This is a genomic window from Neoroseomonas terrae, from assembly GCF_018129025.1.
Lineage (GTDB): Bacteria > Pseudomonadota > Alphaproteobacteria > Acetobacterales > Acetobacteraceae > Neoroseomonas > Neoroseomonas terrae.
In genome coordinates, this window is sequence record NZ_JAAEDI010000011.1 from 103726 (window position 1) to 130161 (window position 26436).

Annotated in this window: 19 protein-coding genes; 4 read left to right on the top strand and 15 right to left on the bottom strand. The window is 70.1% G+C overall.

The annotated features are described in order from the left end of the window. Window positions 1–188: 188 nt before the first annotated feature. The 7 genes from tssF to tssA form a co-directional block, all read right to left on the bottom strand. Window positions 189–2015 (bottom strand): type VI secretion system baseplate subunit TssF, encoded by a 1827-nt coding sequence (gene tssF / locus GXW78_RS11595; RefSeq protein ID WP_211868905.1) that lies wholly within the window; start codon window positions 2013–2015, stop codon window positions 189–191. Window positions 2016–2018: 3 nt separating this feature from the next. Next, window positions 2019–2510, bottom strand: coding sequence for a type VI secretion system baseplate subunit TssE (tssE, locus tag GXW78_RS11600; protein WP_211868907.1), 492 nt, complete (start codon window positions 2508–2510; stop codon window positions 2019–2021). A gap of 289 nt (window positions 2511–2799) precedes the next feature. Then, window positions 2800–3585: a type VI secretion system accessory protein TagJ gene (locus GXW78_RS11605; RefSeq protein WP_211868909.1), complete on the bottom strand. Its 786-nt coding sequence runs from the start codon at window positions 3583–3585 to the stop codon at window positions 2800–2802. After that, complete coding sequence (gene tssC, locus GXW78_RS11610; protein ID WP_338147733.1) at window positions 3582–5144, bottom strand: type VI secretion system contractile sheath large subunit; 1563 nt, start codon at window positions 5142–5144, stop codon at window positions 3582–3584. The genes GXW78_RS11605 and tssC (GXW78_RS11610) overlap by 4 nt, the downstream gene beginning before the upstream one ends. A 34-nt stretch (window positions 5145–5178) precedes the next feature. Continuing rightward, window positions 5179–6675, bottom strand: coding sequence for a type VI secretion system contractile sheath large subunit (tssC, locus tag GXW78_RS11615; protein ID WP_211868911.1), 1497 nt, complete (start codon window positions 6673–6675; stop codon window positions 5179–5181). A 3-nt stretch (window positions 6676–6678) separates the two neighbouring features. After that, window positions 6679–7185: a type VI secretion system contractile sheath small subunit gene (tssB, locus tag GXW78_RS11620; RefSeq protein ID WP_211868913.1), complete on the bottom strand. Its 507-nt coding sequence runs from the start codon at window positions 7183–7185 to the stop codon at window positions 6679–6681. A gap of 106 nt (window positions 7186–7291) precedes the next feature. Next, window positions 7292–8419, bottom strand: a complete 1128-nt coding sequence (gene tssA, locus GXW78_RS11625; protein WP_211868915.1) for a type VI secretion system protein TssA — start codon at window positions 8417–8419, stop codon at window positions 7292–7294. A 153-nt stretch (window positions 8420–8572) separates the two neighbouring features. Here tssA and tssH point away from each other — a divergent pair, with 153 nt between their 5' ends. The 4 genes from tssH (at window position 8573) to GXW78_RS11645 (ending at window position 12944) form a co-directional block, all read left to right on the top strand. Continuing rightward, complete coding sequence (tssH, locus tag GXW78_RS11630) at window positions 8573–11245, top strand: type VI secretion system ATPase TssH (RefSeq protein ID WP_211868917.1); 2673 nt, start codon at window positions 8573–8575, stop codon at window positions 11243–11245. A 71-nt stretch (window positions 11246–11316) separates the two neighbouring features. After that, entirely contained in the window at window positions 11317–11799 is a 483-nt protein-coding gene (locus GXW78_RS11635) for an Hcp family type VI secretion system effector (protein ID WP_211868919.1), read from the top strand. Window positions 11800–11932: 133 nt separating this feature from the next. After that, window positions 11933–12436, top strand: coding sequence for a type VI secretion system tube protein Hcp (locus GXW78_RS11640; RefSeq protein WP_211868921.1), 504 nt, complete (start codon window positions 11933–11935; stop codon window positions 12434–12436). A gap of 25 nt (window positions 12437–12461) precedes the next feature. Continuing rightward, window positions 12462–12944, top strand: coding sequence for a type VI secretion system tube protein Hcp (locus GXW78_RS11645; RefSeq protein ID WP_211868922.1), 483 nt, complete (start codon window positions 12462–12464; stop codon window positions 12942–12944). 110 nt (window positions 12945–13054) lie between these two features. On the opposite strand, the gene GXW78_RS11650 is transcribed toward GXW78_RS11645, so the two are convergent. From GXW78_RS11650 to GXW78_RS11685, 8 genes are read right to left on the bottom strand one after another with little or no spacing between them, the layout of a single operon-like run. Continuing rightward, window positions 13055–13771: a PP2C family protein-serine/threonine phosphatase gene (locus tag GXW78_RS11650; protein ID WP_211868923.1), complete on the bottom strand. Its 717-nt coding sequence runs from the start codon at window positions 13769–13771 to the stop codon at window positions 13055–13057. Further along, the gene (gene tagF, locus GXW78_RS11655) at window positions 13768–15093 is read right to left on the bottom strand and encodes a type VI secretion system-associated protein TagF (RefSeq protein ID WP_211868924.1); all 1326 of its coding nucleotides are present in this window, start codon (window positions 15091–15093) and stop codon (window positions 13768–13770) included. The genes GXW78_RS11650 and tagF overlap by 4 nt, the downstream gene beginning before the upstream one ends. Continuing rightward, window positions 15072–18545, bottom strand: a complete 3474-nt coding sequence (tssM, locus tag GXW78_RS11660; protein ID WP_211868925.1) for a type VI secretion system membrane subunit TssM — start codon at window positions 18543–18545, stop codon at window positions 15072–15074. Before tssM ends, tagF begins: the two co-directional genes overlap by 22 nt. Before the next feature lie 2 nt (window positions 18546–18547). Continuing rightward, window positions 18548–20005, bottom strand: a complete 1458-nt coding sequence (gene tssL, locus GXW78_RS11665) for a type VI secretion system protein TssL, long form (RefSeq protein WP_211868927.1) — start codon at window positions 20003–20005, stop codon at window positions 18548–18550. Between the two features lie 37 nt (window positions 20006–20042). Then, window positions 20043–21380, bottom strand: coding sequence for a type VI secretion system baseplate subunit TssK (gene tssK, locus GXW78_RS11670; RefSeq protein WP_211868929.1), 1338 nt, complete (start codon window positions 21378–21380; stop codon window positions 20043–20045). A gap of 28 nt (window positions 21381–21408) precedes the next feature. Continuing rightward, window positions 21409–23565, bottom strand: a complete 2157-nt coding sequence (gene tagH / locus GXW78_RS11675; RefSeq protein ID WP_211868930.1) for a type VI secretion system-associated FHA domain protein TagH — start codon at window positions 23563–23565, stop codon at window positions 21409–21411. Between the two features lie 40 nt (window positions 23566–23605). Then, window positions 23606–24271 (bottom strand): DUF6931 family protein, encoded by a 666-nt coding sequence (locus tag GXW78_RS11680; protein WP_211868931.1) that lies wholly within the window; start codon window positions 24269–24271, stop codon window positions 23606–23608. Continuing rightward, window positions 24271–26376 (bottom strand): type VI secretion system Vgr family protein, encoded by a 2106-nt coding sequence (locus GXW78_RS11685; RefSeq protein WP_211868932.1) that lies wholly within the window; start codon window positions 26374–26376, stop codon window positions 24271–24273. Before GXW78_RS11685 ends, GXW78_RS11680 begins: the two co-directional genes overlap by 1 nt. Window positions 26377–26436: the final 60 nt, after the last annotated feature.

The window sequence follows — 26436 nt, forward strand, 5'->3', positions numbered from 1 at the left end:
CGACGGCCCTAACCAGCCTTTGGCCCGATGCCCCGCATGGGGCCGGGAGCGCACAGCGGGGCCACGCCCGGACCACCCGTTGCAGCCGGAACGACGCTGCACAGCGCGCAAGCCAGGCACGCGCATGCGTGCGCCCGCGCCTGAGGCATGCCTCAACACTTGGCGGTCGAAGAACCCCGCCGCCGGCATCACAGCAGGGTCCGGGTGCCGCTGCGCGGCGCGAAGCGCGCGACGATGCCCGGCCGGCCGCGCAGCGCGATCAGCGTGCGGGAGAAGGCGTTGACCGAGACCTGCAGCGCCAGGAAGCGTTCCAGCACCTGCGCCAGCGGATAGAGCCCAGCCGCCTGCCACGCCTGCGGGTCGAAGGTGAGCGTCACATCGAGCCCCCGCGCGAAGGCCCCCGCGCGCCCGCCGGGCAGGCGCGCCACGCCCGGCCGCGTGTCGACGGCGACGATGGCGGCAAGCGCGGCACGCGTCTCCGCCGTGTCGCGCAGGTCGTGCAGGCGCAGGATCTCGCGCAGCGCCGCGGCGCCCCCCTCCCCGCCCGTGACGGACAGGTGGTTGAGGGCGAGGTGGGAGATCAGCCGCCACGCGCCGCGGTCGTTCAGCCGCGGCCGCAGCGTCGGCGTCGGGGGCGAGATGCAGTCCACTGCCGAGACCGGCGCGCCGCCCTGCGCCACGCGCAGCCGGGGCTGCCCGCCGCCATAGGGCAGCAGCGCCGGCAGGTCGCGGTTGCAGCACAGCGCTTCGACCGTCAGCACGCCCTCGGCGGCATGGGCCGGTTCGAACTCGGTGTCGCGCAACTCGATCCAGGTCTGGGTGCCGGTGACGGGCGGCGTCGCGCCGCGGCGGAAGGTCACGTAGTTCAGATCGGCGGTATGGGCCTCGTCCGCTTCGGTGCGGCCGAGGCGATAGAAGGGCAGCACCGTGCGGCGACGGCCATCGGCGCGGCTCTCGCGTACCGCCTCGACCGCATAGATCTCGAGCGCACCGGGCCGGCGGGCGTCGGGTACCACCATCATCTCGGATTGCGTGCCGTCCAGCGCCACCGGCTCGCAGCGCTGCGGGAACAGATTGATCGCGGGCGTGCAGCCCAGCGCGACATTGTCCGCGCCGACCGTGCGCTCCAGCTCCGGCATGGCGCGCGAGAGGTAGACGAAGATATCGAGCTTGTCGGATTCCTGCAGCAGGGTCCGCGCGTCAAGCCCGTCGATGTCGATGTAGAGAAACTTCTCCGGAAACGCGAACCACTCCGTCAGCATGCGGTAGCCGGCGAAGGAGCGGTTCGGCCAGGGCAGCGCCGCCTCATCCGCGCCGAAGCCGCCGGGCGACAGCGCATCGGCGTCGAGCAGCGTGGGGCGGGGATCGACCGGGCTGTCGGCGATCGCGATGCCGAGCGTCGAGGTGCAGAGCAGTTCGTGCAGCAGCGCCGCCTGCGCCCCCGTGCCGCGCAGATGCAGCCGCAGCTTGTCGAGCCCGAGCTTCGCGAAGGTGAGCTCCGGCGTCGTCGTGCGCAGCGTGATGCGGAGCACCGCCATCGCGCCCTGCACGCGGTTGTTGGCCGGCGCCGTGATCGGCAGGCCCGACAGGCGGAAGGCTTCCACCGCCAGCGGCCAGACCGTGACGTCGTGGCTGGTGGTGAAGCGCACCGGCTCGCCGCGCACCGGCTCCGTCTCGACCATCAGGCCCCGGCCGACGCGGGTCGGCCCTGTCGAATCCGGCGGCGCGGCAAGCTTCAGCGTCGTCATGGAGGGCACCGGCGCCAGCAGGTGCGGCGCCAGCATCTCGAGCAGCGTCTCGCTGAATTCCGGCAGCTCGTCGTCGAGCCGCTGCTGCACCCGTGCGCCGATGAAGGCGACGCCTTCCAGCAGGCGCTCGACATAGGGGTCGTCCGCGACCTCCCCGGTCAGGCGTAGCCGGGCAGCGACCTTCGGATAGGCATCGGCGAAATCGCCGGCCAGCTTGCGGATCGCCCGAAGTTCGCGGTTGTAGTAAGGAAGCAGCGATTCCGACATCGGTCAGCGTTCCTTCACCGCCACGTCGAGCGTGGTCGGGCGGACCTCCGTTTCGAAGAAGATCTGCTCCGGCACCGGGTCGGTGCGCAGCAGGGCCTCGATGCGCAGGCGCAGGACGCGGTCGATCGACTCGCCCTCATTCTTGTGGAGCTGCACCTTCACCGCGGTGAGGCGCGGCTCGAAGCGCATGATGGTCGCCTGGATTTCGCGCGACAGCGCGGAGCGGCGCTCCTCCTCGGTGAAGGAACCGGCGGTCGGGTCGGGCACGCCATAGCCGATCGGAGAGACCGACAGTTCAGGGAAGCTGGAGGAGGGCGGCAGGCGGCGCCGGCGCGCGTTGAGCAGCGCCTCGAGGTCGCGACGGACGGCGAACCGTAGCATCTCCACCGCGACGGATTGCGACAGCGGCGGGTCGCGCGGGCTGTCCGGGTCGGCATCGAGCAGCCGGTCGAGCAGCGGCATGCGGATGCGGGGAGAGGAGCGGTTGTCGCTCATGGCGTCGACGGCCGGAAAATGGAGGGGCTCTGCCCCTCCATACTACCCCGCCAAAGGCCGAAAGGCCTTTGGAAACCGTTACCTGGTGTGGGGCGCGCACGGCGCGCGGCCACGCTGGAGGGTCGCCCGGCCCTCCCGTCACGCGGCGTCCGGCGCGTGCGCACCCGCATTCCCCGGCCGAGGCACCCAGCGCCATGGTCGAGGTTTCCAAAGGCCTTTCGGCCTTTGGCGGGGTGAGGTCTGGAGAGGGGCAGAGCCCCTCTCCATGCGCCGCGTACCGCCATCGCCATCAGTCGAACGTCACCTCGGTCAGTTCGGCGAGGCTCTTCGCCTCCTCGCCGATCAGGAATTCCCGCATGCCGAGTCCGCGCACCAGCCCAGCATCGTCCTGCCATTCCGTGCCCCGGCCGAGCCGCAGCGGGTTCGGCAGGGTCTTCACCGTCCACGGATAGATGGTGGGCATGTACACCACGCCCTCCTGCCCGTCCTTGGTCGCGATGTTGCAGCGGCGCCAGTACAGGTCGCGCGGCCGCTTCGGCTCATCGAAGGACAGGGCGGCCAGGCGTTCCACCGGCACCCACATGTAGTCGCCGTTCGAGGTGTGCACCTCGATGAAGGCGGCGAGGACGTCATCCGCGTCGCGCAGATCGTCGAAGGCGACCCCGTCGATCTTGCCGGGCGTGCGGGGGCGCTGGGCTTCGACCTCGGCGCCTGACGCCGCGGCGCCCGCATGGTCGCCGGCGCGCAGCAGCGTCACCGCCTGCGCCGCCGCCTTCTGTGCCTCGGTCGGGTCGTCGCCCTGGAACTTCGGCACGCGGCCTTCGGTGAAGACCTGGCGGCGCACCACCTCGGCCCGCAGCAGCTGGCGGAACTCCATCACGGTCGGCGACGGGGTCTCCTCGATCACGGCGTCCAGCGCGCGGTCCGCACGCTCGTACTCGCCGGCGAAGAGCAGCATCTCGGACAGCAGCCAGCGCGCGCCCGCATCCCGCGGTGCCGCCTTCACTGCCGCCGTCGCCGCAGCGACCGCCCCTTCGATGTCGCCTGCCTTGAACGCTTCGCCTGCCGTCGTCATGCCGCTTGCCTCGCCGCCTGGAGATCCGTCATGAGGCGGAAGGCCGCCCCCACCTCGTCCAACTGGTAATGCGGCTGCAACAGCACCGTGCAGCCGAAGACGCCGGGCTGCCCCGGCTTCTCGAACACCTCGACCCGCGCATCGCGCAGGGGATAGCGCGCCCCACCGTCGCCGGCGCCGCCAGCGGAGATGTTGGTGAAGCCCTGCAGCCAGTGCTGCAGCCGATACTGGATGTCGTCCGCCGTCTTGAACGACCCGACCATGTCGCGGCCCATCAGCTTCACGCAATGGGCGAAGCGGCTGACGCAGAGCATGGCGTTGAACTGTGCCGAGAGACGCTGGTTGGCGTTCGCCACCGCCGCCGTTTCTCCCTGCATGCGGGGCGGGCGGTGGATGGAGGGCGTCGCCGCGAAGGACGCCTCGGGCAGCAGTTCAAGCCCGATGAAAGGGATGAGTCCGGCCTCGACGGCCTGCCGTTCCTGCTCGTCGGTCAGCGCGACTTCCACGGGCGGGCGCAGCGTACCGGACCGCGGGTCGCCCGAGAGATGCTCGGCCCGCATGTCCTCGATCACGCCGCCGGACGCCTCGTGACCGATTGCCGCGCCGCGTACATCGGCGGGCCAGGAGGATTTGGCGAAGGCGCGGATCGCGGCAGCGGCGAGGCCATAGGCGGGGCTCATCCAGACCCGCGCCTCCGGTCCCGGCGCATATTCACGATACCGGAAGCGGTCGGCGCGGGTGGCGTCGTCGGGCCAGGGCGCGCGGCCCAGCGCGCGCGGCAGCACGACGGACAGGAAGCGGCTGTCCTCGCGCCCCTGCAGCGAGCGCCAGCGCGTTCGGTCGGTCGCCCGCAGCACATCGGTCAGGTCGGCCGCCGCGCTGACCCCCGCCCAGCTATCGAAGCCGAGCAGCGCGGGGTGGGCGGCGATCGCCGCCGGGGCGAAGGCGGCGGCGGCGACGCCGGCCAGGCCATCCAGACCGTTGACGTCATCCGTCGGGCTGCCGGGGCCGGGCGCGTGGCGCACCTCGTAATCCGCCAGCAGCATGCCGAAGGGCTCGCCGCCCGGCGTGCCGAACTCGCTTTCGTAGACCTGCTTGAACAGGGCGGATTGGTCGAACTCGCTGGCGCGTTCGAAGTCGCGGCAGATCTCCGCCCAGCGTGCGGTGAAGACGCGGACCTTGATGCGGGCGCCGAAGGGCACGCGTTCGGTCAGCCAGGCGAGCGCCCGCCAGCTTCCCTCGAGCCGCCGCAGCCTCTCGTCGTGCAGCACGGCGTCGAGTTGCGCGCCTATCAGCCGGTCGAGAGAGGCGATGTCGCGATCGACGGCTTCCTCCAGCCGCGCCATCGCATCGGCGCGTCCGGCCCTGGTGCCGTCATGGTCGATGATGTTGTCGAGCCGGTCCCCGAACCAGGACCGCAGGGCAGCGGCAGCCGAACCGCCGCTGACGAAGTTCGCTAATGATTCAGCCCCGCTTGCGCCGGACCTGCCCAGGAAGTTTCCGGACAGGACCAGGGCGCGCAGCGGCACGGGCGGGTCGGTATCGGGCGGCCGTGTCACTACGCCGCATTCCCCTTCCCGCCCTGCCGTCGCGTCAAGCCTTCTGCGGGATGCGCGCGACCATGCGCATGGAGGTCGAGAGTTCCTCCATCTGCAGCCACGGGCGCAGGAAGGCGACGGCGTTGTAGACGCCGGGCTTGCCCGGCACTTCCTTCACCTCGACCTTCGCCTCGCGCAGCGGGTACTTGGCCTTCAGGTCCTGGCCCGCATTCTCGTTGGCGTTGACGTAGTTCTGGATCCAGCGGTTCAGCCAGATCTCGACATCGGTCGACTCCATGAAGGAGCCGATCTTGTCGCGCGCCATCACCTTCAGGAAGTGGGCGAAGCGGCTGGTTGCCATGAGGTACGGCAGACGGGCGGAGATGGCCGCGTTCGCGGTCGCTTCCGGCCGGTCGTACTTCTTCGGCTTCTGCACGGACTGCGCACCGAAGAACACGGAGTAGTCGGTGTTCTTGTAATGGCAGAGCGGCAGGAAGCCGAGGCCCGAGAGCTCCGCCTCGCGGCGGTCGGTGATGCCGATCTCGGTCGGGCACTTGGTGTCGCTGTCGCCGTCATCCGAGGTGAAGACGTGGGTCGGCAGGTTCGACACCTTGCCGCCGCCCTCGGCGCCGCGGATGGCAACGCAGAAGCCATGCTGGGCGAAGGCGTCGGTCAGGCGCGCGCCCATGACGTAGGCCGCGTTCATCCAGCAGTACTGCTCGTGCTCCATCGCCTTCGGCTTGCCGTTGGCGTCGTAGGGCGCCTCCTCATAGGCGAACTCCTCCACCGGGACGGTGGCGGCGCCATAGGGAAGGCGGGCGATGGTGCGCGGCATCACCAGGTTGAGGAAGCGCGCATCCTCGGTGTCGCGCAGGCCGCGCCACTTGGTGTACTCGGCCGTCTCGAAGATCTTGGCGAGGTCACGCGGCTTCGACAGCTCGCGGTAGTCGTTCATGCCGAACATCTGCGCGGAGGCCGCGGAGATGAAGGGCGCGAAGGACGCGGCCGCGATCGAGGACATCAGGCGCAGCGTCTCGACGTCGTCCGGGTGGGACGTCCACTCGTAGTCGCCGATCAGCGAGGCATAGGGCTCGCCGCCCGGGGTGCCGAACTCGTTCTCGTAGATCTTCTTGAACAGCTGCGACTGGTCGAACTCGACCGCGCGCTGCAGGTCGCGCGACAGCTCGCGCTTGCTGATCTGCAGCAGGCGGAGCTTCAGCGAGGTTCCGGTCTCGGAGTTCTGCACCAGGTAGTGCAGGCCGCGCCAGGAGCCCTCGAGCTTGCTGAACCGCTCATTGTGCATGATCTGGTTGAGCTGCTCGCTGACCTTCTGGTCGATCGCGGCGATCGCGCGGTCGAAGGTCTGCTGCAGGTTGCGGCTGAAGGTGACGGTGCCCTTCAGCGCTTCCTCGGTCAGGGCCTTGATCAGGTCCTGGGCCCGGTCCTTCTCGGTCTGCTTGGTCGCGCCGATGACCTGGTCGAGGAGGCCAAGGCCGCCTTCTTCCGTGGTGGTCGTCGTCGCGCCGGCGGGGGACGACTGGGTCTGGCTCATGGATCAGCCTTCCTTCTTGTCGAGGCCGAGCTCGGCGGACAGCTTGTCGAGCTTGTCCTTGTCCTGCAGCACCTGCTCCAGCAGGCCTTCCAGCTCGTCCGAGCGGTCCACCTTGGACATCAGGTCGCGCAGCTTGGCGCGGGTCTCGAGCATCGCCTTCAGCGCCGGCACCTGCTCGGCCACGCGGGTCGGCTCGAAATCATCCAGGCTGTTGAACTTCAGGTTCACGGCCATCTGGCTGCCGTCGCCGGCCAGGGTGTTGTCGACCTTGATGTTCAGGCCCGGCTGGATTCGGGCCATGACGTCATTGAAGTTGTCGCGGTCGATCTGGACGAACTTGCGCTCGGCGAGCGGCTTCAGCGGCTCGGACGGGTCACCGGCGAAATCGCCCATGATGCCCATCACGAAGGGCAGCTCACGCTCGATCTGCGCGCCTTCCGTCTCCACCTCGTAAGTGATGTGGACGCGCGGCTTCCGGACCCGCGCGAGCTTGTCATGCACGCTGCTCATCAGCATTCCTCCAATAGGGGCGAGGTCCGAGACCCATGATTGCGGTGGCGGAGACTACGCAGGCAGCATGATCCGGGTCAACGCATCCGCATCACATCCGGTATGGTCAGCCCCACTCATCCGGCACCCGGATACCGAGGGCGGTCAGAAGCGCCCGGCGGGCGGAGCTGTCGGGCAGCACCTCCGTGAGCAATTCCGTGAGCGGCAGGCGCGCCCGGCGCGCAGCGTCGTCCAGCGTGAAGGCCAGCGGCGAGTGCGGCTCGGTCTTGCGGAAGAACTCGGCGATCTCCTCGATCTGGCGGATCGCGTCCTCCCGCGTGCGCAGCGGCTTCGGGCCGCCACCGCCGCCGCCGCCGGCCGATGCCACCGCCACTCCGCCGCCACCGCCTTCCGCCGCGGGCTCCTCTCCGCCGGCCGTCTCCTCCGACACGGGCGCGCCGGCGATGCGGGTCTCAAGCTCGATGATCGCCTGCAACGCTTCACTCACCCTGCGCGTCGAGGGAGCAATGCTGCCGAAGCGCGCGGTCAGCGCCTCATCCATCGCCGCCCAGGCCGCGAGCGCCTTCCGCGCCTCCTGCCCCGCCGCACGCAGCGACGGCAGGGAGGCGCGCGCCTCGTTCTGCAGGATGTTGAAATCGGGCACGCCCGCGTCGATGCGCGCCTGTCGCCGCTCCGCGTCGCCGATCGCCGCCGTCTCCTCGGCGCGCTGCCAGGTGAACAGGTCGCCGTCCGAACCGTCGCCGCGCTGGAACAGCGGGTAGCGGCGGATAGAGGCCATCAGCGTGCCGTCCGCACCTTCGCCCGACAGCCCGCCGATCGGGGCGGCGCGGTCCTCCAGGTCCTCCGGGGTCTCGATGCCCGGGAAGCCGTTCTCCCAATACTGGTTGCACAGGCCGGCGATCAGCTCGGCCGCGTCGATCAGGCCCGGCAGGCCGTCCTCGCGAATCAGCGCCTCGGCCATCCAGCTGGCGATCTCGAAGTCCTTGGACTTCGTGCGGATCGCCTGGGTGCCGAGCTTCTTCACATCCCGCCAGGCCATGGAGATGGCGGCCGGGTTGGCCTCCGGATCCCCGCCGTCGATCGCGCGCTCACCCGCGCGGGCGTCGTTCCGCTGCGTGCGGACCTGCTGGTACAGCGACGTCGGCGAGTAGTCCGGGCGCAGATCCTCGCCGGCCCCGTCGCCATCGGCGAGCGGCGCGAGCAGCGCCTCGATGTCGAGCACACCTTCACCCATCGGAAACCCCTGTGTGACGCCCCTTACACATAGGTACCGGGGCTCCGTGGCCGCACGCTAGCACGCTGGACTCGTTTCGCATGCCCCCTTACCGTCCCGGTCCGCGGACCGCGCCTGGTCCGCTTTTTTCTGTCCAAGTGAGGCACGTCCGGCATGGTGGCGATCGACCTGAAATCCCTCGTCGGGCGCATGAACGCGCTCACGCGTCGGCAACTGGAAGCGGCGGCAGGGCTGACCCTGTCGCGCACCCACTACAATGTCGAGATCGAGCACGTGCTGCTCAAGCTGGTCGAGACCGGCGGGTCCGACGTCGCGGCCGTGCTGCGCAAGGGTGGCGTCGATGCCGGCCGCGTGGCGAACGAGATCACCCGCGCCCTCGACAAGTTCAAGACGGGCAACGCGCGCGCCCCCTCCCTCTCCCCCGACATCGTCACCTGGCTGCGCGAGGCGTGGCTGCTGACGAGCCTCGAGAGCGGCGCGCCGAAGATCCGCTCCGGCCACCTGCTCGCCGCCCTGCTGAACGACGAGTCGCTCGGCCGCACGGTGAAGGACAGCGCGCCGTCCCTGCTGAACCTGCCGGCCGATGCGGTGCGGCGGAACCTCGGTGAGATGGCCGAGGGCAGCGAGGAATCCGCCGAGGCCGGTGCCGATGCGGCCGCGAGCCCCGATGGCGGCGCCGCGCCGTCCGGCGATGCGCCGCGATCGGGCGGCCCGCTCGACCAGTTCTGCACCGAGCTCGTGGCGCAGGCGAAGGCCGGCAAGATCGACCCGATCCTCGGCCGCGACGGGGAGATCCGCCAGATGGTGGATATCCTCACCCGCCGCCGGCAGAACAACCCGATCCTCACCGGCGAGGCCGGCGTCGGCAAGACGGCCGTCGTCGAGGGTCTCGCGCTGCGCATCGCGGCCGGCGACGTGCCGGACGCGCTGAAGGGCGTGAAGCTCTACTCGCTCGACATGGGCCTCCTGCAGGCGGGCGCCGGCGTGAAGGGCGAGTTCGAGAACCGCCTGAAGGGCGTCATCGACGCGGTGAAGTCCTCCCCGACGCCGATCGTGATGTTCATCGACGAAGCCCACACGCTGATCGGCGCCGGTGGCGCCGCCGGCCAGAACGACGCGGCGAACCTGCTGAAGCCGGCCCTCGCCCGCGGCGAGATGCGCTGCATCGCCGCCACGACCTGGGCCGAATACAAGAAGTACTTCGAGAAGGACGCCGCCCTGACCCGCCGCTTCCAGGTGGTGAAGGTCGAGGAGCCGTCCGAGGCACTGGCCGCCGCCATGCTCCGCGGCCTGGTCGCGACGCTGGAGAAGCACCACGGCGTGCGCATCCTGGATGAGGCGATCACCCAGGCGGTCAAGCTGTCGGCCCGCTACATCCCGGCGCGCCAGCTACCGGACAAGGGCGTGTCGCTGATCGACACCGCCTGCGCCCGCGTCGGCATGTCCCAGGCGGCGATCCCCGCCCCGGTCGAGGACCGCCAGCGCCGCCTGTCGCTGATCGACACCGAACTCGGCTCGATCAAGCGCGAGGAAGCGACCGGCGCCGACCACAATACGCGGCGCGAAGCGCTCGAGCAGGAGCACGCCAAGGTCTCCGCCGAGCTCGAGGAGGTGATGAACCGCTGGGAGGAGGAGAAGGCGCTCGTCGCGAAGATGCGCGACCTCCGCCACCAGATCGAGACGGCCGCAGTGCCGATGCCGGGCGCGAACGGCGAGACCGCCGCACCCGCGGATACCGAGGCGCTGAAGAAGGAACTCGGCGAGGCGGCCGACGCGCTGCGCAAGCTGCAGGGCGAGGAGCCGCTGGTGTTCCCGGTGGTGGACGGCCAGGCGGTCGCCGACGTCGTCGGCACCTGGACCGGCATCCCGGTCGGGCGGATGGTCTCGGACGAGATCCACACCGTCCTCAAGCTCAAGGACCATCTGATGGAGCGCGTGGTCGGCCAGGACCACGCGCTGGACGCGATCGCCCAGGCGATCCGCACCTCGCGCGCCGGCCTGACCGATCCGCGCAAGCCCATCGGCGTCTTCCTGATGGCCGGCACCTCCGGCGTCGGCAAGACGGAGACGGCGCTCGCGGTCGCCGACCTGCTCTATGGCGGCGAGCAGAACATGACGACCATCAACATGTCCGAGTTCAAGGAGGAGCATAAGGTCTCCCTCCTGATGGGCTCGCCGCCGGGCTATGTCGGCTACGGCGAAGGCGGCGTTCTGACGGAGGCGGTGCGTCGCCGCCCCTACTCCGTCGTGCTGCTGGATGAGATGGAGAAGGCGCATCCCGGCGTGCAGGACGTCTTCTTCCAGGTGTTCGACAAGGGCGCCATGAAGGACGGCGAAGGCCGCGACATCGACTTCCGCAACACCGTCATCATCATGACGTCGAACGCGGGCACGGACACCATCGACAAGCTCTGCGCCGACCCCGAGATGGCGCCGGAGCCCGAGCAGCTGCGCGACGCGCTGATGCCGGACCTGCTGAAGTCGTTCAAGCCGGCCTTCCTCGGCCGCACCAACGTCGTCATCTACTACCCGCTCGCGCCCGAGATCCTGAAGAAGATCGCGGGGCTCAAGCTGCGCAGCATCGGGCGTCGCCTCAAGGAGGCGTACAACGTGCCGCTGCAGGTGGACGACGACGTCATCGACGCGATCGTCGAGCGCTGCAAGGAAGTCTCCTCGGGCGCCCGCAACATCGACAACATCCTCAGCCGCACGGTGCTGCCGGAACTCTCCGCGCGCATCCTTGCGCGCCTCGCCGACGGTCATGAAATCCTTCAGGTGAAGGTTGCGTTGAACGACGATGGCTCGTTCCGATACGAGGTCGGTTGAGTTAGTATTCTTCGTGTCAGGGGGCGACATCGGGTCGCCTTCCGGGGGTAGGTGGTAAAGGGAAAACGCAGATGCCGATTCTGATGCAGTACCAGGGCGTTCCTGGCGAATCGAAGATCAAGGGTTTCGAGAAGTACATTGAGCTGACCTCGTTCGAGTTCGGCCTGGGCCGTCGGATCACCTCCGGCGTGAACTCGGTCCGCGAGGGTTCGGTCGTGAACATGTCCGAGGTCGTGGTGAAGAAGTCGACCGACGGCACGACCATCAAGCTGTTCGAGCAGGCCTGCTTCGGTAAGCTGAACAACGACGTGAAGCTGTCCTTCGTGCGCACCGGCGCCGGCGACCCGCAGGAATTCCTCGGCGTGTACCTGAAGAACACCGGCGTGTCCGGCCTGTCCTTCAAGGCGGCCGGCGGTTCGGGCGTGGACAGCCGCCCCGGTGAGACGGTGCACATGAACTTCGGCGAGATCGAAGTGAAGTACAACCCGATCGGCGACGACCTGACCGGCAGCCCGAGCTCCACGACCTGGAAGCTGACCTCGATGACGAAGTGATGCCGCGCCGCTTCGGCGGCGTGACATCCCCGGCAGCGGCATCGCCCGGCGCCGGACCAGACGATTGGGCATGCCGTCCGGAGAGATCCGGACGGCATGACCATGAAGGACCACCAGGACGGGATTAAGCGCGATGAGCCAGTCCGGCAGCTCCGCCACCATCTATCTCTGCTTCGGCTCCGTCCGCGGCGAGGCCGAGGTTCCCGGGAAGGTCAACAAGGCCCCGGCGAGCGGCGGCTGGATGAAGCTGACCGGGTGTTCCTTCGCCGGCACGTCGAACTACGGCACGCGCTTCTCACAGCAGGTCGAGGGGGCTGGCGACACGACGCCGATCCAGATCACCAAGCTGACGGACGCATCATCGACCGGCCTGTTTCGCGACGCATTGGTGGGCAGCTTCAACAGCAACGCCGTCATCACCTTCCTGCGCACAGGCACGCATGAGCCGCGCGAGTACATGCGCGTCGAGCTCTTTTCCTGCGGCATCGTGGATTTCTCGATCGACAGCGGCGGCGACGACCGCAGCGTCGAGCGCTTCGGCATCCGCTACGGCGCCATGAACGTGATCAGCTGGGGCTACGACGCGCAGGGCACGCCGGCCGGCCGCGCATCGGCCAACATCAAGAGCATGGCGTGACACGGCTGGCGAGGGAGACGGTGACATGCCGCTACTGATGAAGGTGCCGGGCATCACCGGCGAGAGCAAGGTACACGAGCGCGTCGGCTGGCTTGGGCTCGCCGGCTTCAACTGGGGCGGAACGCGCGTGGTGCTCCGCACCACGGCCAACCGGCAGGGCCAGCCGCAGCGGATCTGGGCGCCGCAGCTTCGCAGCGCGACCGCCCGGCGGATCGCCGATGCGCAGACCGCGCAGCTCTGGAACATCATGGTCACCAACACCGAGCTTCCCATCGTGAAGCTCGAATGGCTGCGGACCGGCAGCGGTGTGCCGATCTGCTTCTTCTCGATCGAATTCGGCGGCGTGCGCATCGCGCGCATCGGCGAGGAATCGTCCGGCGAGCATCCGGTCGAATCCATCGAGATGCTCTACCGCACCATCACGATCGGCGTGCGGGACGTGGGCAACACGCTGTCGGGCGCACAGGACATGGTCCACTACGCCGTGCCGCAGAACGTCGGCGCCTGACGATCGCCACCACGACGGCGCCGGCGGCGATCCGGTTGGATCAGCTACGCCGGCGCTGACCGTTCCCGTTTCTCGGCAGTCGGCGCCGGCATCGCACCGCCGGTCCGCCGTCAGTTCGCCAGGCAGTCCACGCTGATGGCGCTGACGTTGTCGCGCGCGCCACGGCTGACCGCTTCGTTGATGATCGTCTGGACGTCCGCCCCGCCGGCCAGCATGGCGCCGATCTCAGCTTCCGCCATCGTCTTGAACAGACCGTCCGTGCATAGCAGGTAGCGGTCGCCCTCGACGATCCGGCCGGAGACCTTGTCGAGTTCCAGTTCACCCTGCGCCCCGATCGCGCGGGTGATGACGTTCGCCTGCGGATGGCTCTCCGCCTCCTCCTCCCGCAGCGCCCCCTGGTCGACGAGTTCCTGCACCAGGCTGTGGTCCTTGGTGACGCGAGACAGCATGCCCTGTCGCAGCAGGTAGGCGCGCGAATCGCCGGCCCAGAGCATCGCGAAGTGTTCCCCCCGCGCCAGCATGACGACGACTGTCGAGGCCAGGATCCGCCCCGGCCCGCGCCGCGCCGCCTCGGCCTGCAGTTCCTCATGCACCTCAGTGAGCCGCAGGCGCACCTGCGCGAGCAGTTCCGCCGCCGCGAGGCCGGGCGGCACGTTCTGCATCGCCGCGACGATGGCGTTGGACGCGACATCCCCCGCACCATGCCCGCCGGCGCCGTCGGCAACGACCCAAAGGCCGATGTCCGATCGATCGATCAGCGCATCCTCGTTGCGCGGGCGCACCGCGCCGGGGTGGGTCGCGGCAAGGGAGGCAAGGCGCCAGGTCATGCGTCGGCTTCCAGTAGGCTGGCAAAGGCGGTCGCCGGGATCAGCGCGGGCTGCGCGCGGACCGATGGCGGCAGGCGGCCGCCGCCCCCGGTCCACCATCCGCCGCCGGGCGGCGGCTCGGGGGCGGCGGCGGGTGGCAGAAGCTGCGGTGCGGCGGCCGGCAGCGGATCGAACGCCGCAGGGATCGAGGCGTAGGGCGGCGAAGCCGGCGCATGGCCTTCAGGCGCGGCGTGCGCCTCGGAACCACCCGCAGCCATCAGCACCGATAGCGGGTCGTCATGCTCGCCCACGGGCTGCGGCGCCGCGCCCGCAGGCGTCGCCTCCCCAAGCAGGAAGGCGAGCGTGCCGTCCATCGACGACGGTTCCGGCGCGACGGGCGTCGCCATGGTTGGCGGCTCCGGCGCCGTGTCGATGCTGTCGGTCGCCGATGGCGACCAGTCGGCCGGCAAGGCCCCCGCGGCCGCCGTGGGTCGGCTGAAGAAGTCGAGGACATCGTCGGCCGGCGCCGGGCTGCCCGACGCGTCAGGCCGTGCCGCCGGCGCCTCGGCGCCGAAGACATCCGCCGTCACTCCACCGGCGGGCACGGGAGCTTGGTCCGGCATGGACGGCGGCGTCGGCACATGGCCTAGCGGCGCCGGGTCCTCACCCATGAGGCCGGACAGATCCTTCGCCCGGCGCGTCTCGTCTTCCGGCGCCGTCGCATGGACGGTCGGCGCCCGGTCCTCGCTGAAGACGCCGAGCACGTCCGGCGCCTCATCGGCAGGCTCGGCCGGCGCGAGCGTATGCGTGGGGCGGGCCGCCGGCGCCCAGTCGCTGCCGAACATACCCAGCACGTCGCCCGTCGCGTCATCCGGCGTCTCGGCGGGCATCCAGTTCAGCGCTGGCATCGCCTCAGGCGGTTCTGACCCGGGCAGCGGGATTGCCGCCGCCAGGGCATCGGCATCCGCCTGCCCGGCGCGTCCGGCCAGCGCCGCGACCTCCAGCACCGCGAACCAACTAGGTGCCGGTACCGGCGCGCCAGACGGCAGCAGCACGGCCAGGGTGATCGGGAAGCGCCGCCCGACCATGTCTTCGCTCGGCAGCAGCACGCCCGCGACGGCATCCGGCCCGCACGCCCCGGCCGGCAGCGCGAAGCGCCACGGCGGTGCGCCATCCCACTGCGCCGCCCAGCGATCGCCCAGCCGTTCCCGTGCGGTCGCCATGCCGTCCTGCAGCCAGGCATCCCAGGGCCCGACGAAGCTGGTCGGCAGGCCACGGCGCACGAAATCGCCATGCGCCGGCACCTTGCCGAACAGACCCGTCAGGGGGAGAGCGTCGGGCATCTGAACTCCGTCAGCTCGCGCAGCCCGAAGGGATGCTGCGTGCTGCCTGCGCGCAGCTCGAAGTCGATCACCCGGTCGCCCTGCGTGACGCGAAGCCGCAGGCGCTCCGGCGACGGCCCGCGCGTCAGGGTGGAACCCCGCCGCATCACCAGCCGCAGCGCCGACCACGCGCCATCATAGGCCAGCGGGCCGGCGATCGACGGTGGATCGAAGGTCAGCGTGACGTTGCCGCGCGCCGGCCAGGACATCGGGATAGGCCGGAAGGATGCGTTGCGCGTGATCTCCGTCTTTGCGCCCTCGAACTCCAGCGTCGCCATCATCATGCCGGGGTCCATGCTCTGCGGCACCAGCTCGAAGCGCAGGCCGATGGAGGCGACGCCGGGGAAGAAGGCCTCGCGGATCGCGCGTGCGCGCTGGAACTGCATCAGGTCGGCCGCGGAGATCGGCGGCGGCAGGCCATCAGTCGCCACCGGCCGCCAGGGAAGGCTGGTGGTATCCGCGTATTGCCGGACATTCTGCGTGAAGAACTGGTCGAACACGCCGCCCGGTCCGAACAGCCGGACGAAATCGTCCACCGGCAGGTCCTGCCCGTTGATGTTGAACGGGAAGCGCTGCTCGAGCCCGCGGCAGAACGGCGCGATCTGCTGCGCGCCCGCCGCTGCGAGCGCCGCCTTCGCTCCACCGCCGCGCGCGGCGGCGGAGGCCGTCACCATCCCCATCAGCCAGCGCTGCAGCGGCTGGGGCTGGCGCACCGCTTCCGCTTGCAGCCGCTGGCCCGGATCGAGGCCCACGGATGGCGGTGGCAGCGTTCCCGGCGGCGTCGTCGCCAGCCGCTGCACCTGCACGAACAGGTCGTTGACGATCTTCAGCACGTCATCCAGCGGCTGGCCGGCGGCGGTGCGGATCGCCTCGAAGCGCGGCTCCACCACCTCGGCGACGGGCTCTGCACCGGTCGGCTCCGGCGGCTGGGCAGGCTGGCCCGCCGCCGGCGCCTGACGCGGCTGCGCGCCGGGGCGCGTCCAGCCCTGCGGCGGCGTGCCGACATTCACCTGCCGTGCGATGGCGCGCAGTAGGTCCTTGATGGGTGAGTTGGGCGCGCCAAGGATGTTCAGCGCCTCCGCCTGCTGGGCAAGGGCCGGCGGCAGCGGCACGAGGTTCAGGTCCTCGAGCATCGCCTGCCACTGCTTCACATACTCCTCGGCATAGAGCCTCAGCACCGCCTGCTCGAGCTGAACCGGATCGTCCGTGCCGAGATCGGCGCCCTCGGGCCCGAGCACCCAGTATTCGGCAACACCCTGCCGCACCGCGTCGCCGAGCACCGGCAGCAACCCGCGATACAGCCCGTCGACGGTGTAGAGGCCCGCGATGCCCTCGGTCAGCGGCTGGCCGGAGGCGCGCACGAAGTACCGCTGCCCCGCCTGGCCCAGCGCATCGGCCGGCCGCCAGGGCTGGATGTTCTGCGCGGCGGTCGCCGCGACGTTCTGCAGGCGGGAGAAGACGCGCTGCGCCAGCGGCAGGCGGGAGAAGACGCGCCGCGCCTGATCCACCAGGGCGCCATCCACCGGATAGCGCTGGAAGTTGCGCGCCAGCGTCGCATCCAGATGCGCCATCAGCGCATCGCGGATCGGCTGGTTCACCGCGCCGGGAAACGCGCGCAGCCAGTCGCGCGCGAACCAGTTCTTCACCGTCTCGATGTCGAGCGGACCTTCCTGGCCCAGCATCAGATAGGCGCGGGTGACGTCGTATAGTTCGTCCGGCCGTTGGAAGGCGCCGCGCATCACCAGTTCCATCCGCGCCAGCAGCCGCGGCAGGAAGGACCGGTCGAGCGCGCGGCGATAGGCGGCGTTCGCACCAGCTTCCAGCTTGTCGCCCTGGTCGAGCCCGAAGGCCGGGCCATCGCCGCTGGCGGCGGGCGGCAGGTCGCGGGCCGCGTCCAGATACGGCAGGACACGGCGGAACTCGGCATCCGTGACGACGTCGAAGGGAACGCCCTGGGCTGCCTGCTCGGCCTTGCCGATCTGCCCGGCCAGGCGCTGCGCCCGCGCCTGCTCGGCGCTCCAGGCGCTGTAGCCGTAGAAGCCGCCCCCCGCGACCACCAGCGCCGCGAGCGACCAGGCGGTGGCGGCAACAATGCGCCGACGCTTGTCCGCCTTGCGGTCGTTGGAAGCGAGCCGCGCCTCGTTGAACACGACGTCCTTGAGCAGCTTCGTGATGAAGTAGGCGCGGCCCTTCTGCTGCATGACCGCGGCCGGACGGCGCGGGTCGAAGCCGAAGGAGCGCGACATCGCGCCGGCCAACCGGTCCAGCGGGCTGCCTTCCTGCGTGCCGGAGGTGAAGTACACACCCCGCAGCATCGGCGCGGGATCGAGCCGCGTGCCGCCGAAGGCAGCCGCCACGAAGGCGCCGAGCGGCGCCTCCAGCGAGGCGAACTGCGACGGGAAGCCCTCCAGCGCCGCGCGCTGCTGCGGCCCGCGCTCATTCTGCAGCCGCTCCAGCGTGCGGTCCTGCAGGCGGTTCATCAGGAGTTGGAACTCCTCGGCGAACTTCGCCGCATGACCGGCCTCGCCGCCGCCCTCGACGGGGAAGGTGAAGCCCCACACCTGCTCGCGGGCCGTCTTGTCCAGGTCGTCGAAGAACTCCATGAAGCCGGCCAGCAGGTCGGTCTTGCTAATCATGAAGTAGACCGGCAGGCGCTGGCCGAGCTTGTCCTCCAGTTCCTTGATGCGGCGGCGCACGGTGCGGGCGTGCTGCTCGCGCTCGGCCGGGCCGAGGCGGGAGATCATGTCCACGCCGAAGGTGACGAGCACGCCGTTCAACGGCAGGCGCGGCCGATTCTTCTTCAGCAGGTCGAGGAAGCGTTCCCAGCCGGCCTTGTCGGCCGCGGCGTCGGAATCCTGCGTCGTGTAGCGGCCAGCCGTGTCGATCAGCACGGCGGTGTCGGTCAGCCACCATTCGCAGAAGCGCGTGCCGCCGACGCCCTGCAGCTTGCCGCCATCGGACAGCGGGAAGTCGAGCCCGGAATTCGCCAGCGCCGTCGTCTTGCCCGAACCTGGCGGGCCGATGATGACATACCAGGGCTGGTCGTAGAGGAAGCCGCCCTTCTTGCCGGAGGCGGATTTCAGGCGGTCGAGCGCGGCGGTCAGCCGATCGCGCATCTCGCCCTCTTCCTCGGCGGCGCGGTCGGCGGAGGGATCGGGTGCAGCGATGCCGGCGACGAGCAGCAGGTCGCGGCGCGACTTCCGGCGCTCGACGACCCAGATGATGACCAGCGTCAGCAGGAACAGGACCGCACAGACGATCATGCGGTTGATGTCGCTTTCGAGCGGCCGGAAGCCGCCGATGTCGATCATCGGGCCGAACAGGTAGATGATCGGCAGCAGCAGCATGACCGCGACCATCGCCGCGATCGCGCGCCCCTTCAGGAACGGCTGAAAGACTGTCAGGAGTTCCATGGTCAGTTCGTACCCCTGAGCAGGACGACCTCGATGCGCCGGTTTTCCTCCCGGCCGTCGGCTGTCCTGTTGTCGGCAATCGGTTCGGCGTCGGCGCGCCCTTCAACGGTGAAGCGGCCGGTATCGCCGGTCGCCGCGGAGATGATGGCCGAGGCCGCCTCCGCGCGCGCTTGCGAGAGATGGAAGTTCGACGGGAAGCGCACCGTGCGGATCGGTTGGTTGTCGGAATGGCCGATCACCATCACGCGCCCCGACTCGGTGCGCAGTCCCTCCCCGATTCGCTGGAGCATCGGCACGAACTGCGGATCAACGGTCGCCGAGCCCGAGGCGAACATGCCGCGCCCCTTGATGCGAACGGTCACCGAGCGCCCGTCGCCGAACACCGTCAGCAGTCCGCGGTCGATCTCGGGCTTGAGGAAGGAGCGCAGCGTCGCGAGGAAATCAGGCGGCGGCGGCGGCACGTTGCGCGGCGGCGGCGGCGGCGGCGCGGGCGGCACCGGCGGCGCGGTGCGCTCGATATCCGGCACCCGGCCCGGCGGCAGCGCGGCCATGCGCTCATACAGCCCGTCCGAACCCTCGTTCATCGCATTGGCCAGCCACGCATAGCCCATGCCGAGCGCGAAGACCGCGACGCAGGCGGCAACCCAGGCCGGGATGCCGCGGCGCGGCCCGCGATGCGGCGCATCCGCGCCCCGCCAATGCGGTGAGAGTTCGCGTTCCCAGGGCGGCCGCACCTGCGTCAGCAGCTGGTAGAGCCCGGTGCGGATATGGTCGAGTTCCGAAGCGCCGCGCGGCGACAGCCGGTAGCGCCCCTGGAAGCCGAGCGAGAGGCAGAGATAGGCGACCTCGAGCGCATCGCGCCAGCGCCCCGGGTCCTTCTGCATGCCGGCTAGCACGTCGAAAAAGCGGTCGCCCGACTTCACTTCCTGATGGAAGGTCGCGACGAGCGACTGCACCGACCAGATGCTGCCCTGCCCCCAGTTGTAGGACAGCACCACGTCGTCGAGGCTGGCGCAGAGGATGTAGTGCGCCGCGCGCACCTGCTCGGCAGGCACGTTGGCGGCAGCGGCGTCGATCTCAAACTGGCGGAAGGCGCGCAGGGCGCGTTCGCGCAGCTCCTCGCCCTGCGGCGGCGCCGTCATGCCGGCATTGGCGAGGCGACCCATCAGGTCCAGCAGCGGCTGTGCCGCGGCGGCGAGCGGGCCGACACCGACCTTCGGCACCGCCTCGGCTTCACCGGCCAGTCGTGGCGCCGCTTCGGCACGGGAACCGGCAGGGCCGGACGCCCCTGGCAGCCCGCCCATGCCGCCGACCGGACCGGACGGTGCATAGCCGCCGGGCGGTGCGCCGAAGCCCTGTTGCGGCGGCGGCGCTGCCGGGCGCGGCGGCGGCGCACCGCCCGGTCCGCGCACCACCGTGCGGTCGCTGTCATTCGGCTCGGCGAAGGGATTGTCGCTCATCGCGCGTCCTTCGGATCAGTACGGGACGACCGGGGCCTCAGCCCCGGATCGCCCAGAGTTCCATCTTGAGGTTCGGGAAATCGCCGGAGACGTGGATCGCGAAGGCCCCGGAATTCTGCATCTGCGCCCAGTGCGGGCTGCCGCGATCCAGCTCGAAGTAGACCGCGGCCGAGTGGAACGGGATCTGCCGCGGCGCGACCGGCAGCGGCCGCACCTGGATGCCTGGCAGGGCGACGTTCACCAGCTCGCGGATGTGCTCGACGGCGCCGATCTTCACCTGGTTCGGGAAGATGCGGCGCATCTGCTCGGACGGCATGTCCGCCTGCACGGTCAGCACGAACTGGCTGGCGCGCAGCAGGTTGCGGTCGACGATCGGGCCGACGCGCACGCCGAACTGGCGTTCCTGCAGCGGGATCGAGACGGCGTTGGTCTCGAGCACCATCGACAGCGAGCGACGGAGGTCGGCGACGACCGGCGCGAAGGAACGCTGCAGATCCTCATGCCGATAGGCCGGATAGGTCGCGGCCATGCGCTTCGGGTCGGTGAAGGTGGCGAGTTCGCCGGCCAGCTGCACCAGCGCCGCATAGAGCGATTCCGGATGCACATTGCCCGCATCGGCCCAATGCGCGAGCAGCGGCTGCCAGCGGTTCACCGCCTGGAGGAGCAGGAAGTCCGCGACCTCGGCCACGCCGCGCGCGCCGGGCTGCGACAGCCGCGCGCCAAGCGCCTCGGCCCGCTGGCCGAGCATGCCGACCAATTCGCCGACGAGATTCGCCAACGGCGGTGTCGCCGAGACGCGCAGGCAGGGCGGGATGAAACGGTCGTCCACGACGACGCGCCGGTCGGCCTGCACCTCGACCACGCGGGTCAGACCGATCGTCGAGAAGCCGGCGCGTTCCTCCGTTTCCAGCATGAAGCGCAGGCGGGGGCGGCCGACCTGAAGCTCACCCGGCACGGTCGCGTCGGAATGCGTGTCGAAGGCCTCGAAGCTGCGCATGCCGTATCGGGCATTCGCCATGTCCGGCCCTTCGGAGAAGGCGATCTCCGGGCTGCCCGGCTGGCGCACCGGCAGCGCCAGGTACACGACGCAGTTGCGCGTGCCCTCAGGCAGGTCGAGCGGCGTCGGCTGGTCGGCATGGCCGGGCACGGAGAAGGCGGTGCCGTCCTCCATGATGCCGGTGGCGGACGCAATCGCGAACTTCCCCGCCGCCAGCAGGTCACGGTCGAGCGATAGTTCGGTGATGCCCCAGGGGTGCGGCCGCAGAGGCGCGGCGCGCGCCTGGAGCATCCACTCGAAATGGCGGTCCTGCTGCTGGAAATGCTGCGCCCGGAGGAACATCCCCTCCTGCCAGACTACCTTGTCGTGCCACAGCATCCGAAGCCCTGCCCCCTTGTCCTTCGGCCTAGCCGTCGCGCCGCGATGCCTGCTCGTAGGCGCGCGCGAATTCCTTGCCGAAGGCGCTGTCGAAATCGTCGTCGAACTGTTCAGTCACCTGTTGGTGAAGACGCTTGTAGGCGTCCCACAGGCGTTTGTCCTTGCTCGCGAACAGTCCGCCGCCGCCGCCATCCGCACCTTCGATCCCCTCGGGCGCCAGTCGTGCCAGCAGGGCGCGCGCGGCCGCTTGGGTGGCGGCGAGCGTCGCCACCTGGTGGGCCGTCAGGTCCTCGACCGTCTCGCGCACCGCCCGCGGGCCGCCCTGCGGTCCGGCGGTCAGCAGGGCGGTCAGCGCCTGTTCGTCCGAAGCGGCGAACTTCACCGGGTTGTTGCCGGCCGAACGCAGCATGGTCTGTTCGATCCGGAACTCACGCTTCACGTCGGCGCGCGCGATCAGCAACTGGCGGAGACCGCCGATCGCCGCATGGAAGGCGGCGCCGAGGGCGCGCAGCGTGGCTTCCGGGTCGCCCTGGGCGCCGTGGCCCGGCGGCAGCCCAGCCCCGGCGAGGAAGGCAGCGAGGCCGGCATCAGCGCCCCCGCCCGCCCCGGCGGGGCGCGGCGGCGGAGGGGCCTCCTGAACCGGCCTCGGCGGTGCGGCGCGCGGCGGCTCCACAAACGGGTCCGGCTGCGTGGCCGGCGGCGGCGCTTGCGGTGCCGCGGCCTGTCGGCCGGCACCCGGGGGCGCGAATCCGGTGGCCGGCGGCGCCGCGAAGGGATCAGGGCCCGCAGGCGGCGCGGCGAAGGGGTCGGATCCCGCGGGACGCTGCGTCGGCGGCGGTGCGGCGAAGGGGTCCGCCCCACCAGGGTGCTGCCCCGGCGCCGCAAACGGATCAGGACCGCCCGGCCGCTGCGCAGGTGGTGCGGCAAACGGATCGGGCCCTGCCGGATGCTGCGCCGGCAGCGGCGCAGCGAAGGGGTCCGCCCCGCCGGGATGCTGCACCGGCGGCGCCGAAAATGGATCGGAGCCTCCCGGCCGCTGAGCAGGTGGCGCGGCGAACGGATCGGGCCCTGCCGGATGCTGCCCCGGCGGCGGCGCAGCGAAGGGGTCCGCCGTGCCGGGATGCTGCCCCGGCGGCGCTGCAAACGGATCAGGCCCACCCTGCCGCTGCGCAGGCGGTGCGGCAAACGGATCAGGCCCACCGTGCCGCTGCGCAGGTGGCGCCGCGAACGGATCGGACCCTGCCGGATGCTGGGCCGGCATCGGCGCCGCGAAGGGTTCCGGCGCCGACGCCCGTTGCGCCGGCGTCGCCGCCGGGCCGGCGGGCGGGGGCGCGGCCGCCGGGCCGGGCGACAGGTCGATGTTCCAGTCGTCGGGGATGCGCCCGCCGCCACCGGCAGGCGCTGCGGGCGGCGGGGCCATCGGCGCCGCCGGCGTGGCAGACCCGAAGTCCCAGCTATCCGGGATCGCCGACACCTGCTGCATCGGCTTCGGCGGCATGAAGGCGTCCGAGGCCGAAGGCCGGTGGTCCGGCATGGACGGACCCTCATTGTACGGGTCGAAGCCACCCGGCAGGCCACCGCTGGTGCCCGGCAGGCCGGGCATGCCCGCCTCCGGCGGCTTGGCACCGAGATAAGGGTCGCCCGGCAGCCGCGGCTGCAGCGGTTCGTCGCGCGGTGGCGGCCCGCCCCAATGGCCCTGGCCGCCGCCGCCCTGCGGCGCCCCCCAGCCCGGTGACGCGGCGGGCGCCGCACCCCAGCCCGGCGCCTGGGCCGGCTGATCCCAACTGGGCGACGCGGCCGGCTGGTCCCATCCGCCGCCCGACGAGGCCGGCGCCCCGCCCCAGGCCGAGCCGGCCGACTGCCCGCCGGCCACGGCGACGCGCACCTCGATCTCATAGGCGCCGAGCCGCAGCCGGTCGCCGTCCTCGAGCGGCTTCACCTGGTCGCGCCCCACCGGCGCGTCCGAATGATTCACGAAGGTGCCGTTGGTCGACAGGTCGCGCAGCTGCCACCCGCCACCGCGGAACTCGACGACGCAATGGTGCTTCGACAACAGCCGGTCCGGGTCGGGCAGTACCCAGCTCGCATCGGCGCCACGGCCGATCACGTAATCGCCCCCCGGCACGCGGCGCTGCTCGGGCACCACGCTGTCCGGGCAGCGGATCATGGTGAGGGTCAGTTCCATCGACATGCTCCCTCGATTGTTGCCGCCCCGCGGCGTGCCGTCACGGTGCCCTCGGTGGTGCGGGCGGCGGCGGCGGCGTGCGCAGCGGCGGGTCCGGCGGTGGGGAGGCAACGGGCGGTGGCGGTTCCTCGGCCTGCAGCCGCCCCGCGCCACCGCCCGCGATATCGCGGGCACTGACGACGAAGCGTTCGAGCCGATCCTTCTGCTTGTCCGGCGCGTGGCGCACCGCGGCAAGCATCACGGAACCCGTCACCGCCGTCGCGGTCAGGTGCTCGGGCGGCGGGACGACCATCTGGCCGTCCGGCGCCATGCTGCCGCCGCTCCAGAAAGCGCCCATCGCGGCCCAGGATTCGGGCGTGGCGAACTTCGTCTTCTCCGCCGCCGTCGCGGCCGCGCGGCGGGCCTGCTCGTCAGGCCGGCGCACCCAGCCTTCCGCAGCGTCGATCGCCGCCGCATCGGTCGGCGGCAGCCCGGCATCGGGGATGGCGCGCGCGCACATGCAGGCCCACCAGACCGCCTCGCGCTTCGGCAAGGCATGCGCGAGCAGCTTTACGGCATCCTGGTAGCGACCGGCCGCGACCAGACGATCGACGCCGGCGGACGCGGAATCAGCGCCGGCGATGGCCTTCTCGCCATCCGGATCGAGTTCGAGCCGCGGCACCAGGGGCGCCAACGGCACGGCAAGTTTGGGGGGAATCTGGGTCATCAGTTGATGAGGACGAGGCCCCCCTTCACGGTCGTCATGGCGCTGGCTTCCACGTTGGTCATCATGCCCTCGACCTTGCTCATCAGCCCCGCCTTCGCCTCGAACGACATCTGCGCGTCGTTCTTGATCATCATCGACTTCAGCTCGATCTGGAAGGGCGTCATCTTGATCGAGCTGCCGCCGCAGATCAGGTCGATCGCCTGGGCTGCCTTCAGGGTGATCTTTCCCGCCTTAGCCTCGACAGCGATGTTGCCGATCTTTGACACATGCGTGATGTCTTTGTTCACCGTCGCCGACTGGTTGCCGGTGTCGACCACGACGTCCTGGTCGCCCTTCTTGACGTAGAGCGCCGAGTTGCCTTCCTCGACCCAGGTCGACATGTCGCCCTTGTTGACGACCGTGTTGTAGCTGCCCTTCTCGACGAAGACGCCGAGGTTGCCGGTCTGGACGACGATGTTGCGGTGGCCCTTCTGGATCCACTCGTTGTAGTCGCCCTTCTCGATGATGACGTGCTTGTAGCCGGTCTTGACGGTCAGCGTATCGTTGCCATCTCGGATCGTCTCGGTCCGGTTATCCTTGACCAGGACATTCATGTCCTTCTCGGCCTGGATGTAGAATTCCTCGGACCCCTTGGTGTCGTCGAAGCGCAGGATGTTGGCGTTCGACGTCCCGCCCTTCTTCGACGACCGGGTCGAGAAGCCGCCCTGTTCTTTCTTGCCGGGCATCGGGAAGGGCGGCGGCGCGTCGTCGCTGTACAGCGAGCCGACGATCACCGGCTTGTCCGGGTCCCCATCCACGAAGCCGACCAGCACCTCGTCCCCGATGCGCGGCAGGAAGAAGGTACCACCCCATTTGCCGGCGAAGGGCTGCGCCACGCGCACCCAGATCTCGCAGGCCGTCTGGTTGTTCGGCCAGTGATGGTCCCACAGGAAGCGGATCTTCACCCGGCCGAGCTTGTCGGTGTGGATCTCCTCCCCCTGCGGGCCGACCACGATGGCCGACTGCAGCCCCGGCACATGCGGCCGCGGGCGCGGCGACGCGGGACGGAAGGGCCGGTCGTCCGGCATCATGGTGACCGAGCAGGAATAGCCCGACCCCCCGCCATCGACGATGTGCGTCTCGTCGAAAGCGCTGTGGACCACCCGCGTCAGCAGCCAGGTCGTCTTCGCGTCCGCGTTGGCGTCGAGTTGGATGTTGATCTTGCTGCCGGCGATGAGATCCGGGTCGTAGCCGGTCGCCTGCGCGACGTCGGCCTCGGACTCGTAGGTCTGCATCTCGAGCAACGAGGGGCTGCCGTCGGGCCGCACATGCTGGCCGCCAGGCCAGTGGAACATCTTGAAGCTGGCGTTGTTCGCGACCTGGGTCAGCGCCGTCGGGGTCGTCGAGTCCAGGGGGTTGCTGTGCTTCTGCAGGTCGTAGTCGAGCGCCTGCACGGCACCCGGCCTCAGCCGCGTCCGGTGGCTGAAGCCGGTCAGCGAATCCCACGCCGCGGCGGAAGCGGTCGCCTTGTACGGGCCTTCCGAATTCGTCTGGTAGTCGGCCGAGGCCGAGGCGACGAGCATCCGGTGCTCGGTCTCGCTGTGGACGAAGTAGTAGCCGCAGCCGATCTCGTCCATCAGCCGCTGGCAGAAGTCGAAATCGCTTTCGTTGAACTGCATGCAGTACGGGCGCGTCGTGTCCGGCGCCGACATGAAGGTGGGCTCTGCAGCCCCCGCCTCCCCGCACAGCTTCTTCACGATGGTCGGCACCGATTCGTTCTGGAACACCCGCGCATCCGAGGTGCGGGTCAGGTTCCAGAAGCTCGGCACGATCTCGAGCCCGTAGGTCGTGTAGCTGGTGCCGAACTTACCGATCTTGCGGAAGGAGTTGATGATCCCGTTGAAGTGGCGCGGGGGGGACGTGTCGTCGCGCGCGATCGTCACGGTGGCCGTCTGGCCGATCATGTCCGCGGCAGTAACGGCCGCATCGAGGCTCAGCACCTCCACCTGCACAACATATGGCCGGGAGATCGCTTCCACAGCTTCAACACGACGCAGGATGAAGCCCTTGTCGACGGATGTGTTGATCCGCAGCAGACGCGATTCCTGGCTCAGCTCGACGGACATCAACCCGCTCCTTTGCCCCGGGGCGCAACATAACCGCCTCTGTCCGCGTCTTGAAACAGT